General features: G+C 70.9%; 9 protein-coding genes. 4 read left to right on the forward strand and 5 right to left on the reverse strand.

The genetic code is table 11. From position 1 onward, the window contains the following. Positions 1 to 105: 105 nt before the first annotated feature. The gene (gene rfbA / locus ACFWI9_RS04500) at positions 106 to 978 is read right to left on the reverse strand and encodes a glucose-1-phosphate thymidylyltransferase RfbA (RefSeq protein ID WP_387159008.1); all 873 of its coding nucleotides are present in this window, start codon (positions 976 to 978) and stop codon (positions 106 to 108) included. Continuing rightward, the gene (locus ACFWI9_RS04505; protein WP_387159009.1) at positions 975 to 2,258 is read right to left on the reverse strand and encodes an activator-dependent family glycosyltransferase; all 1,284 of its coding nucleotides are present in this window, start codon (positions 2,256 to 2,258) and stop codon (positions 975 to 977) included. Before ACFWI9_RS04505 ends, rfbA begins: the two co-directional genes overlap by 4 nt. Before the next feature lie 260 nt (positions 2,259 to 2,518). On the opposite strand from ACFWI9_RS04505, the gene ACFWI9_RS04510 reads away from it, so the two are divergent. Beyond that, a complete protein-coding gene (locus ACFWI9_RS04510; protein ID WP_387159010.1) occupies positions 2,519 to 3,481 on the forward strand; it encodes an ACP S-malonyltransferase in 963 nt (320 codons plus the stop codon). Between the two features lie 21 nt (positions 3,482 to 3,502). Continuing rightward, the gene (locus ACFWI9_RS04515; protein WP_387159011.1) at positions 3,503 to 5,110 is read left to right on the forward strand and encodes an AMP-binding protein; all 1,608 of its coding nucleotides are present in this window, start codon (positions 3,503 to 3,505) and stop codon (positions 5,108 to 5,110) included. A gap of 186 nt (positions 5,111 to 5,296) precedes the next feature. Here the strand turns inward: ACFWI9_RS04515 and rfbB are convergent, their stop codons facing one another. The 3 genes from rfbB to ACFWI9_RS04530 are packed head-to-tail and all read right to left on the reverse strand — an operon-like array spanning position 5,297 to position 8,792. Then, positions 5,297 to 6,277, reverse strand: coding sequence for a dTDP-glucose 4,6-dehydratase (gene rfbB / locus ACFWI9_RS04520; RefSeq protein ID WP_387159012.1), 981 nt, complete (start codon positions 6,275 to 6,277; stop codon positions 5,297 to 5,299). Further along, entirely contained in the window at positions 6,271 to 7,290 is a 1,020-nt protein-coding gene (locus ACFWI9_RS04525; protein WP_387159013.1) for an aldo/keto reductase, read from the reverse strand. Before ACFWI9_RS04525 ends, rfbB begins: the two co-directional genes overlap by 7 nt. Beyond that, entirely contained in the window at positions 7,287 to 8,792 is a 1,506-nt protein-coding gene (locus ACFWI9_RS04530; protein WP_387159014.1) for an NDP-hexose 2,3-dehydratase family protein, read from the reverse strand. The genes ACFWI9_RS04525 and ACFWI9_RS04530 overlap by 4 nt, the downstream gene beginning before the upstream one ends. 246 nt (positions 8,793 to 9,038) lie before the next feature. On the opposite strand from ACFWI9_RS04530, the gene ACFWI9_RS04535 reads away from it, so the two are divergent. Both ACFWI9_RS04535 and ACFWI9_RS04540 read left to right on the forward strand, forming a co-directional pair. Continuing rightward, complete coding sequence (locus ACFWI9_RS04535) at positions 9,039 to 10,214, forward strand: DegT/DnrJ/EryC1/StrS family aminotransferase (protein ID WP_387159015.1); 1,176 nt, start codon at positions 9,039 to 9,041, stop codon at positions 10,212 to 10,214. Positions 10,215 to 10,310: 96 nt separating this feature from the next. Further along, a partial coding sequence (locus ACFWI9_RS04540) for a type I polyketide synthase (protein ID WP_387159016.1) occupies positions 10,311 to 11,830 on the forward strand: 1,520 nt, incomplete at its 3' end.

The following is an 11,830-nucleotide window of genomic DNA, read 5'->3' on the forward strand; positions in this document are numbered from 1 at the left end:
GGGCGCCCCCCGTACCCCCCCCCCCCCGCGCCCCTCCCCCCCGCCCCCCCCCCGGTGCGCGGGGGGGGGCGCACGCTGTCGCGGCAGGTCGGGACGGTCGTACGGTTACGACAGCTCGGCCGCGATGGACCGCACGTACGCCCCGTATGCCGAGGACGGCAGACGTGCCCCGAGCCTCTCGCACGCCTCCGCGTCGATGAAGCCCATGCGCAGCGCCACCTCCTCCACGCAGGCGATCCGCACACCTTGGCGCTGCTCCAGCACGGACACGTACTGGCCCGCCGCGAGCAGCGAGGACGGTGTGCCGGCGTCCAGCCACGCGAAACCCCGGCCCAGATCGATCAGTTGGGCCTTGCCACGTCGCAGGTAGTGCAGGTTCACATCGGTGATCTCGAGTTCGCCGCGCGGTGACGGCCGCAGGTTCTTGGCGATGTCGATCACGTCGTTGTCGTAGAAGTACAGCCCCACGATCGCCCGGTTGGAGCGCGGGTTGGCCGGCTTCTCCTCGATGGAGATCAGGCGGCCATCCGCGTCGGTGACGCCGACCCCGTACCGTTCCGGATCCTCGACCGGATACCCGAACAGCACGCACCCGTCGAGGGTGCGGGCGGCCCGCTGGAGGATGTCGTAGAAGTTGTTGCCGTGGAAGACGTTGTCCCCCAGCACCAGCGCCACCGAATCGTCGCCGATGTTGTCCGCGGCCAGGATGAACGCCTCCGCCAGGCCACCGGGCACCGGCTGCTCCACGTAGTCGAGCCGGAGCCCCAGATCGGACCCGTCGCCCAGCAGCCGCCGGATCTGCGGCAGGTCGTGGGGTGTGGAGATGATCGTGGTCTCCCTGATGCCGGCCAGCATCAGCACCGACAGCGGGTAGTAGATCATCGGCTTGTCGTTGACCGGCAGCAGCTGTTTGGACACGGCGAGCGTCAGCGGCTGGAGCCGGGAGCCGTGTCCGCCCGCCAGCAGGATGCCCTTCATGCCCGCTCGGCCGCCAGCCGCTCCAGGTCGGGCACGATGTCCCGCGGCGCCGGCGCGGACAGCAGCTCCTTGGCCAGTCGCTCGGCGCTGTCGGCGAAGGAGGACTCGCTCAGCACCCGCTCCACCGCGGCCTGGAGCGTGTCGGCCCGGAAGTCGCGGGGCTCGATCATCAGCCCCGCGCCCTGACCCTCCACCGCCAGCGCGGTGGCCCGCTCGTCCCACAGCCAGCCCGGCACGATCACCTGCGGCACACCGTGCCGCAGGGCGTTCTGCAACGTGCCCATGCCGCCGTGGTGGATGATCGCGGAACAGGTCGGCAGCAGCTCGTTGAGCGGCACGAAGTCCACCAGCCGCACGTTCTCGGGAAGCGCTGTACCCGACAGCGAGTCGACCACGGCGGGGCCGACCGTGGCGACCAGCTCCACCTCCATCTCTGCCGCCGCCGCCAGCAGGTCGGCGATGGGGAAACCGTCGTTGTACGCCTCGGGCAGGGTCAGGCCCAGGGTGAGCACCACCCGCGGCCGTTCGGGCCGCTCGTGCGTCACCCATTCCGGCACCACCGACGGCCCGTTGTACGGCACCGGCCGCACCGGGATGCGGTCGAGTCCGGCGTGGATCCGCAGGAACGACGGCAGCGGGTCGATGGTGCGCTGACCGACCACCAGCTCCTCGTCGAACCGGCCGTCGCCTTCCGGATCGCAGTCCAGTGCGGCCAGCCTGCCGGTGATCCAGTCCCGCAGCACGTCCACCCGGGCCTCCTCGGGCTGCTCCGCGGCCAGGCGCAGGAACAGCTCCCGCATACGGGCCCAGTGGTCGGTGCCGAACAGCAGGCGCGCGTGGGCGGCGCCGCAGGCCCGGGCGGCGGCCGGACCGACATAGCTCATCGCGTCCCACAGCACCAGGTCCGGCTTCCACTCGCGGGCGAACCGGGTCAGGTCCGTGAGCATCTCGGTGCTGGTGGACAGTTCCGCGATGTGGGCGTAGGCAGCCAGCGTGTCCCTGACGTACTCCCAGGTCAGCTTGGCGGGGTCGGTTTCGGCGATGTTGTAGCCGCTGCCGTAGCCGGCCTCCGCCGACTCCGGGGCCTTCTGGGACTGCTCCATCAGGTTCAGTGCCTGGCCCACCGGAACGGCCGTCAGGCCGGCCCGGGTGATGGTGGGGACGAGGTCGGGCTGGCTGGCCACCCGGACCTCGTGCCCGGCGCTGCGCAGCGCCCACGCGATCGGCACGGTGTTGTAGAAGTGCGAATCGAGCGCGAGTGTCGTGATGAGGACACGCATAGGACATCTCCCTGGTGAACGGAATGCCGGGTGCGGCGAGTCCGGGCTCGGCGCCGGCTCTTTCCCATCTCCGATCAGCGGGGAGCGCACCACACGGCTTCCCTCATGTGCGCAGACACCGTATTCCGGCCACCCTGGCCGCCCAACCCCTAACGGCCGGGGTCTGCCCCTTAAGGACCCCAAGGGTCCCTAGGGGTTATTCCAGCCAACGGCGTTCCCTACGTTTGAACACCTGCGGCATGAACGGAAGGCGGACGGCCATGCAGATGGATTCGCGTACGGAAGCGTCGTCCCGCTCCGCGATCGTCTTCCCCGGCATGGGGGCGATGACTTTCGCGGACGTGGGCCGGTTCATGGTGGCCAACCCGTACGCACGTCGGTTGGTCGCCATCGCCGACGAGGTGCTCGGATATTCCCTGATCGACGGTTACCGGCAGTCGGAACACGACTACAGCGAAGCCGCCCAGGTGGCTTTCCTCGTCAACTGCCTGGCGCTGGCCGAATGGGCGGAGGCCGAACTCGGCATCACCCCCGACTACTGCGCCGGCCCCAGTTTCGGCGGCAAGGCGGTCGCGGCCTACGCCGGCTGTCTGCCGTACTCCGACGCGGTACTGATGACCGCCCGGCTGGCCGCCTGCCAGGACGCCTACTTCGCCGAGCACCACACGGACGTGGTGACCCATTCCTTCGTCCGCACCCCCGAGCCGAAGCTCCAGGAGCTGCTGGCCGAACTCGACGCGCGCGAGGAGTGGTACGACATCTCCTGCTACGTCGACCACGACCTGTACATGGTCTCGATGCGCGAGGACAGCCTCGAATGGTTCCGCAAGCGGGTGCGCTCCCTCGGCGGGCTCTCGCTCTACACGATGCGTCCGCCGCTGCACTCGGCGCTCTTCGCCGACCTGCGCCGCAGGGCCGAGGACGAGGTGCTGGGCAAGCTGCCCTTCGCCGACCCCCGGCTGCCTGTCGTCTCCGACCACGACGGCACTCTGCTGACCACCGGTGACCAGATCCGCACCCTGCTGCTGGACGGCATCGTCCGGCCCATGCGCTGGCCGGACGTGGTGGCCGCGCTGCGCCGTCAGGAGGTGGCGACGGTCCACGTCGCCGGGGTCGACAACTTGTTCGGCCGAGTCGCCTGCACCACCGAGAACTTCGACGTGGTCCGCGTCAATCCACGACTGGCCCTCCAGCCCCGCAGCCGGCACCACGGCGGGGCGTGACGAACCGTCCGAGGAGCATCCATGTCCGAGGCGTACGGAGCCGAGGCGTACGGAGCCGCCCTGCACGCGCGGTTCCTGCGCGGCCTCGCTCTTGCCCCCGAACGGGTCGCGGTGCGCGGCCCCGGCTGGAGCCTGACCTACCGGCAACTGCACGAGCGGGCACTGACCTGGGCCGGCGCCCTGCTGCGCGCCGTCGACGGCGACTTTCGGAGCGCAACGGGCAAGGGGCCGAGGGCTGTCGGGGAACCGACGGGCACGGGACCGGGCGCGATCGGGGTGCTCGCGGACAAGGGACCTGACGCGTACACCGGCGTGCTGGCGGGCCTCTTCGCCGGCCTGACCGTCGTACCGATGAGTACTGGCTTCCCCGCATCCCGCATCCGGCAGATGCTGGACGCGGCCGCGGTGTCCGCGGTTGTCGCCGACGGATCCGGACAGGCCCTGCTGGCCGACGCCGTCGATCCCGGAGGCCGGCCGCTGCCGGTGCTGGCAACCGAGGGCGGCACCGTCCGCGCCGACACCGCATACGCGCTCACCGCGCCCCGCCCGGTCCGCGCCGACGACACCGCCTACATCCTGTTCACGTCGGGGTCCACCGGCCGTCCCAAGGGCGTGCGCGTCACGCACGGTGCCACCGACCACTACTTCCAGGTCCTGGACACCCGCTACCCCTTCACCCCCGAGGACGTCTTCTCCCAGACCTTCGACCTCAACTTCGACTGCTCCCTGTTCGACCTGTTCTGCGCGTGGGGCGCCGGCGCCACAGCCCAGCAGATTCCCGCGGCCGCCTACCGCGACCTGCCCGGCTTCGCCGCCTCGGCAGGACTCACCGTGTGGTTCTCCACGCCCAGCGCTGTCGCCCTGGTGCGCCGCACCTGCGGACTGGGGGAGGGATCGCTGCCCGGACTGCGCTGGAGCTTCTTCGCCGGCGAGGCGTTCACCTGCCGGGACGCCGAGGACTGGCAGCGGGCGGCACCCCACTCGCACGTGGAGAACCTCTACGGACCCACCGAGCTGACGGTCACCGTCACCGGCCACCGGTGGTCACCCCAGGACCGTGCCGTCAACGGGTATGTGCCCATCGGCACGGTGCACAAGGGGCACGACTGGCTGCTGCTCGGCGAGGACGGCGAACCCGCCTCCGACGAGGGCGAACTCCTCATCAGCGGCCCGCAGATGACCACCGGCTACCTGGACCCGGCCGACGAGGAGGGCCGCTTCCTCCAGCGGGACGGCCGCCGCTGGTACCGCACCGGCGACCGGGTGCGCCGGATCGGCGACGAGGTGCTGGCGTACGTCGACCGTCTCGACGCTCAGGTGCAGGTGCAGGGCTGGCGGGTCGAGCCCGCCGAGATAGACCAGCGGCTGCGGGGGCTGCCCGGAGTGCAGGACGCGGTCACCGTCGCGGTGACCTGCCCGGACGGGCAGACCTCCCTGGTCGGCTTCTACACCGGTGAGCGGCTGTCCCCGGCCGTACTGGTCCGCGGCCTGCGCGCCCATCTGCCGGACCGGATGATCCCGCGCCGATTCCAGCACGTGACCGAGTTCCCTCTCAACGGCAACCGCAAGACCGACCGGAAAGCGCTGCGCGCCGTCGCGGCAGAACTGCTGCGGGAGGCCGTCTCCTGACCGGCGGGCCGGCGGGCCGGCGGGTCGGCGGGTCGGCGGGTCGGCGGCGGATGGTGCGACACCCTGGGCCCGGCGGGCGTGGGCGGCGGCGCTGCACCGGCGTCGATCCGCGCCGACCTGAGGGCCGGTCGGTGTACGGACAAGATCCGTGCCCACGGCCCGGCCCGCCTCCCGCCCGGCACCGCGTCACACCGCCGGCAGCCCGTCGCGCAGAGGCTTCCACCAGGCCGGATTGTCGACGTACCAGCGGACCGTGTCGGCCAGGCCCGCCTCGAAGGGGGTCCCCGGCCGGAAGCCCAGTGCCCTCAGCCTGGCGTCGTCCAGGGAGTACCGCCGATCGTGGCCCTTGCGGTCCGGCACCCGCCGCACCATCTCAGGACCGGCGTCCACGGCCCGCAACAGCCGTTCGGTCAGCTCCACATTGGTCAGCTCCGTACCGCCCGAGATGTGGTAGACCTCGCCCGGCGCGCCCCGCTCGGCCACGAGTTGTATGCCCCGGCAGTGGTCGTCGACGTGGATCCAGTCCCGGACGTTCAGCCCGTCCCCGTACAGCGGCACCGGGCGCCGCTCCAGCAGGTTGGTCACGAACAGCGGGATGACCTTCTCCGGGTACTGGTACGGCCCGTAGTTGTTGCCGCAGCGGGTGACCCGCACGTCCAGCCCATGGGTGCGCGCGTACGACAGCGCCAGCACATCGCCGCCCGCCTTGGCCGCCGCGTACGGCGAGTTCGGTGAAAGCGGCGCGTCCTCCGTCCACGAGCCCGTGTCGATCGAGCCGTACACCTCGTCCGTGGAAACGTGCACCAACCGCGCCCCTGCCGCCAGACAGGCGCCGGCCAGCCGGTGTGTGCCCACCACATTGGTCATCGCGAACACGTCTGCCGCCGTGATCGACCGGTCCACATGGGTCTCGGCCGCGAAGTTGACCACCACGTCGTGCCCCGGCACCAGCGACGCCAGCAGCCCGCTGTCGCAGATGTCTCCCCGCACGAAGGTGTATCCGCCGGCCACCGGCTCCAGGTTCGCCAGGTTCCCGGAGTACGCCAGCTTGTCGAGAACGGTCACCTCGGTGCCCGCCCAGGCCGGGAACCCGCCGGTGAGCAGGGTGCGCACATAGTGCGAACCGATGAACCCGGCCCCTCCCGCCACCAGCACCCGCGTCACCATGCCCACGCCTCCGGTCCCGGACCGCCGTTGCCGAGCGGAGGGAACAGTTCCTCCAGCGCGGCCAGCAGCCCCTCGTCCAGCCGCAGGTCGAGCGCCCGCCGGGCCCCGGCCAGCTGCGCGGCGGTGCGGGGGCCGACCACCACCGAGGTCACCCCCGGCCGGTTCAACACCCACGCCAGGCCCACCTCCGCCGGATCAAGCCCCGCCTCCGCGCACAACTTCTCGTAGCCGGCCACCGCGTCACGGTGCTGCTCCAGCGCCACCACGGCCCGGCCCTGCGCCGTCTTCACCGCGGTGCCGTCAGCCAGCTTCCGCAGCGCTCCACCCAGTAGCCCGCCGTGCAGCGGGGACCAGACCAGCACCCCGATGCCGTACGCCTGCGCGGCCGGTACCAACTCCAGCTCCACGTACCGGGTCACCAGGTTGTAGACGCACTGCTCGGAGACGACCCCCAGGAAGTGCCGCCGATTCGCGGCCTCCTGCGCCGCCGCCAGATGCCAGCCCGCGAAGTTCGACGACCCCACGTAACGGATCTTGCCCTGCTGTACCAGCACCTCCATGGCCTGCCACACCTCCTCCCAAGAGGCCGCACGGTCCACGTGGTGCATCTGGTACAGGTCGATCCAGTCCGTGCCCAGCCGCCGCAGCGAGTCCTCGCACCCGGCGATGATGTGCCGGGCCGACAGCCCCCGGTCGTTGGGCCGGTCGCTCATCGGGTTGAACACCTTGGTGCCCAGCACCACTCGCTCCCGCCGCCCGCCGCCCAGGGCGAACCACGCGCCGATCAGTTCCTCCGTGAACCCCTTGTGCCGCTGCCAGCCGTACTGGTCGGCGGTGTCGAAGAAGTTGATGCCCCGCTCCAGCGCCTCGTCCATCAGGGCGAACGCCTCCTCCTGAGTGGTGCGCACCCCCAGGTTGAGGGTTCCCAGACACAGCCGGCTCACCTGGAGCGCCGTGCGCCCCAGCCGCGTGTACTCCATGGCGTCCGCGCCGCCGTCACCCGCTGCGGTCATGCCGGGACCTCCTCGCCCGTGCCCGTCGCCGCCGTGCCGCCGGTCAGACTGTGCAGGCAGGCGATCAGGCTGCGGGCCTCGATGTTGACGTAGTGACCGTGCCGGAGAAGTCCGGCGAGCTGGTGCAGGGCGATCCAGCGGAACGTGTCGTCCTCGATCCGGTGGTCGCCGTGCCAGTCGACGATCAGATAGCGGTTCACCGCGTGGTGGAACCGCCCGCCCTCCTCCGACAGCCGGCTGTCGAAACGGATCCGCTGCGCCGGAGCGGCCAGCACCTCGTCCAGGAAACGCAACTGCGGCGGCCGCACCGCCTGCGGATAGTTCGACGGCACGCACTGCACCGTCGGCGCCAGCTCCACCTTGTCGACCAGACCCGCCTGCGTACGGGCGTTGACCAGGGCGTGCACCACCCCGCCGAGCTCGGTGACCAGGAACGCCACCACGCCCTGCGCGACCGGCTCGATCAGGGGCTGCGTCCACTGCCGCACCTCGCGGCCCGCGGCCCGCACATCCACCCCGATCACCCGGAAGAACCGCCCGTCCTCGTGGGCCACGGACTCCTCGGTGCGCTTCCAGCCGCGCACCTTGTCCAGCGGCACGCGCCGCGCCGACAGGCCGCTGACCGCCCGCAGGCCGGCCAGCCAGCTCAAGATCTCGCCGGTGGTGTGCAGGGCGCCCGTCCCGTCGGCGCAGGACCGCAGCAGCAGCGCCCCCGGCCCGCCGCCGGCCGAGGGTACCGCCGCCTCGTCGGCCCCGCCGAACGGCAGACAGGCCAGCACCGACCGGGCATCCATGTTGATCACGTCGTCCTCGGCGAGCAGCCGGTGTATCTGCCCCAGGGTCAGCCACCGGAAGTTCTCCCCGACCGCGACCTCGACCTCCTCCGACACCTCCACCACGATGTTCCGGTTCCGCTTCCCGTCGAACCACGATCCCTGCTCCGACTGGAGCGAGTCGGCCAGCACCCGGTGCCGGTCCGCCTGCCGGAAGAAGTCCAGATACGGCACCGAAGCACCCCGGTGCACCCGGGTGTAGTTGCTCCGCGTCGCCTGAACCGTGGGCGACAGCTGCACCCCGTTATGGTTGCCCGGCTCATTCTTGGCCTGCATCAGAAAGTGCAGCACCCCGCCGAACTCCTTGGCGACCAGGCCCAGGATGCCGATCTCAGGCTGCCGGATCACCGGCTGGTCCCAGCCGGGGAAGCCGCCCTCCGCGTCCTCTGCCGCCAGCCCCTCCACCGAGAAGAAACGGCCCGAGTCGTGCACGAGGTTGCCGGTGCCAGGCTCGCGACACCACCCGGACAGCTCGGCCAGCGGGATCCTGCGCACCTCGGCGACATCCTCGCGCACCCGCCCGGCGTACCAGTCCCGGAACTCCCCGCTACCGGTGGCCACGCCCTCCACGGCCAGCGCCGACTCGGCCATCCGCGCGGCGGTGCGCACCGCGCCCTGCCGGTCCGGCGGTCTCAACGGCGGCGCCACCGCGGGAAAAACATGGGCCATGTGAGATCCCCTTCGGTCGTGCCTTTCCCAATTCACCGGTGAGCCTAATAACGAGAAGGGCGCACTGGGAATGTTCAGGAACCCCAGGGAATATCGCACCCCGGTACGGTCAGCGACTTCCGGCGCAGAATAGGGGTGGTGTCGGACGGTCGCGAGAACGGCCGTGGCGGAGCCGGCACCACGTAGGGGGTGGAGGGGAATGGGTAGGGGTTAACACCAGGCGTTCCCGCTCTTTACGCTCCCTCTGTGTCCCGACTTCCCGTATTCCGCGAGCCGCTGCACGTCGGCCGCCCCAATATCGGCGACCGTGAAAAACTCCGGGAGAAGATCGACGGAGCGCTGAACCGCCGGTGGCTGAGCAGCGGCCCGCTGGTGCGCGAACTCGAGGAGCAGGTCGCCATACTGGCCGGCACCGCCCACGCCGTGGCGACCTGCAACGCGACCGTGGCGCTCCAGCTCGCGGCCCGTGCCACCGGAGTCCGCCCCGGATCCGAGGTGATCGTCCCGGCCTTCACCTGGGTGGCCACTCCGCACGCCCTGGACTGGATCGGTCTCACGCCTGTCTTCTGCGACGTCGACGAGGAGAGCGCCGGCATCGACCCGGCGCACGCCGAGAAGCTCATCGGACCCGCCACCGGCGCCATCCTCGGCGTGCACGCCTTCGGCCGCCCCTGCCCGATCGACGGTCTCACCGACCTCGCCGACCGGCACGGACTGCCCCTGCTCTTCGACGCCGCCCACGCGATCGGCTCCACCCATCACGGGCGCCCCGTCGGCGCCTTCGGCAGCGCCGAGGTCTTTTCCTTCCACGCCACGAAGTTCATCAACAGCTTCGAGGGCGGTGCGCTGGTCACCGACGACCCAGAGATCGCCGGACGCGCCCGCGCCATGCGCAACTTCGGCATCGGCGAGGACCGCGAGGTGGTCTCCGCCGGCACCAATGCCAAGATGAGCGAGGCAAGCGCGGCCATGGGGCTCGTCTCCCTGGAGCGCATCGACGCCCTGATCGAGCAGAACACCCGCAACCACCGGCTCTACGAACAGGGACTGGCCGGCCTGCCCGGCATCTCGGTACGGCGCCAGGCGCCGGGGGAGCGCGCCAACCACCAGTACCTGGTCATCGAGATCGACCAGGCGAGTGCCGGCCTCCACGCGGACCAGGTACAGGCCGTACTGGAACGCCACAACGTGCTGTCCCGCCGCTACTTCCACCCGAGCTGCCACCAACTCGCCCCCTACCGCGACCGGCCGGAGACGCATGCACCGCTGCCGCTGCCGCGCTCCGAGGCGCTGGCCGAGCGGGTGCTGGCGCTGCCGACCGGCGAGGTCATCGGCGAGGAGGAGATCGACGGCGTCTGCCGCATCGTCCGCTGGGCCGTCGAGACCGGCGGCGCGGACGGCGGCCCCGGCACGACGGACTGAAACGAAGGGAACGCCGGCTGCCGGAGGCGGCCGCGCCACGACGGGCCGGGTCCGTGACACCCGGCCCGCTCATGTACTGAAGAGGCAGGTGTGCGGATGTCGAACGAAGAGAAGTCGAACGAAGAGAAGCTGCTCGATTACCTCAAGCGGACCACGGCCGATCTCCGCGAAGCCCGCCGACGTCTGGGCGAAGCCGAACAGTCCGAGCGCGAACCAATGGCCATCGTCGGCATGAGCTGCCGACTGCCCGGCGGCGTCACCGGCCCCGACGAGCTGTGGCGCCTCGTCGCCGAGGGCCGCGACGGCATCACCCCCTTCCCGAGCGAGCGCGGTTGGGACGTTGACGGCCTCTACGACCCCGATCCCGACAAGCCCGGCAAGAGCTATGTGCGCGAGGGCGGATTCCTCGAAGGCGCCGCCGAGTTCGACGCCGGCTTCTTCGGCATCAGCCCGCGCGAGGCCCTGGCCATGGACCCCCAGCAGCGGCTCCTTCTCGAAACTTCCTGGGAGGCGCTCGAACGCGCCGGAATCGACCCGGCGACCCTGCGGGGCAGCCGCACCGGCGTCTTCGGCGGCGTCATGTACTGCGACTACGGATCCGGCCAGGCCACCATCCCCAGGGACCTGGAGGCGTACCTCGCCGCGGGCAGTGTCGCCAGCATCGTCTCCGGGCGCGTCTCCTACATCCTGGGCTTGGAGGGCCCGGCCGTCTCCATCGACACAGCCTGCTCCTCGTCTCTGGTCAGCCTCCACCTTGCCGTCCAGGCACTGCGACGCGGCGAGTGCTCCCTCGCCCTCGTCGGCGGCGTGACCGTGATGACCCAGCCCAACATGTTCGTGGAGTACAGCCGCCAGCGCGCGCTCTCCCCCGACGGGCGGTGCAAGGCGTTCTCGGCGGCGGCGGACGGGACCGGTTGGTCCGAGGGTGTGGGTGTGCTGGTTCTGGAGCGTCTGTCGGACGCGCGGCGCAACGGGCACCGGGTGCTGGCGGTGGTGCGTGGTTCGGCGGTGAACCAGGACGGCGCCTCCAGTGGCTTCACTGCGCCGAACGGCCCGTCGCAGCAGCGGGTGATCCGGCAGGCGTTGGCATCGGCCGGACTGACGGCCGCGGATGTGGACGCCGTGGAGGCACACGGCACGGGCACGACGCTCGGGGATCCGATCGAGGCCCAGGCACTGCTGGCCACCTACGGCCAGGAGCGGCCGGAGGACGGTAGGCCGTTGTGGTTGGGGTCGTTGAAGTCGAACATCGGGCATGCGCAGGCGGCGGCCGGTGTCGCGGGTGTGATCAAGATGGTGATGGCGATGCGGCACGGGGTCCTGCCCCGGACACTGCACGTGGACGAGCCGTCGCCTCATGTGGACTGGTCGGCGGGCGCGGTGGAGCTGCTGACGGAGGAACGGCCATGGGAGGCGGACAACGGCCGTCCGCGCCGGGCCGGTGTCTCGTCGTTCGGTATCAGCGGCACCAACGCCCACGTCATCCTTGAGGAACCCCCGGTACAGGTGGCGGAGGAGAGCGAAACCGCTGCTCCTGTTCTTCCCGCTGTGCCGTGGGTGTTGTCGGCGCGTGGTGAGACGGCGTTGCGGGCGCAGGCGGAACAACTGGCCGCGCA

The organism is Streptomyces sp. NPDC127084, assembly GCF_042724175.1.
In the GTDB taxonomy this organism is placed as follows: Bacteria; Actinomycetota; Actinomycetes; order Streptomycetales; family Streptomycetaceae; genus Streptomyces.

Bases quoted from the DNA above. Each gene is read 5' to 3' on its own strand.
- ACFWI9_RS04530 (WP_387159014.1), bottom strand. From the start codon at position 8,792: ATGGCCCATGTTTTTCCCGCGGTGGCGCCGCCGTTGAGACCGCCGGAC.
- ACFWI9_RS04525 (WP_387159013.1), bottom strand. From the start codon at position 7,290: ATGACCGCAGCGGGTGACGGCGGCGCGGACGCCATGGAGTACACGCGG.
- ACFWI9_RS04505 (WP_387159009.1), bottom strand. From the start codon at position 2,258: ATGCGTGTCCTCATCACGACACTCGCGCTCGATTCGCACTTCTACAAC.
- ACFWI9_RS04515 (WP_387159011.1), top strand. From the start codon at position 3,503: ATGTCCGAGGCGTACGGAGCCGAGGCGTACGGAGCCGCCCTGCACGCG.
- rfbA (WP_387159008.1), bottom strand. From the start codon at position 978: ATGAAGGGCATCCTGCTGGCGGGCGGACACGGCTCCCGGCTCCAGCCG.
- ACFWI9_RS04510 (WP_387159010.1), top strand. From the start codon at position 2,519: ATGCAGATGGATTCGCGTACGGAAGCGTCGTCCCGCTCCGCGATCGTC.
- rfbB (WP_387159012.1), bottom strand. From the start codon at position 6,277: ATGGTGACGCGGGTGCTGGTGGCGGGAGGGGCCGGGTTCATCGGTTCG.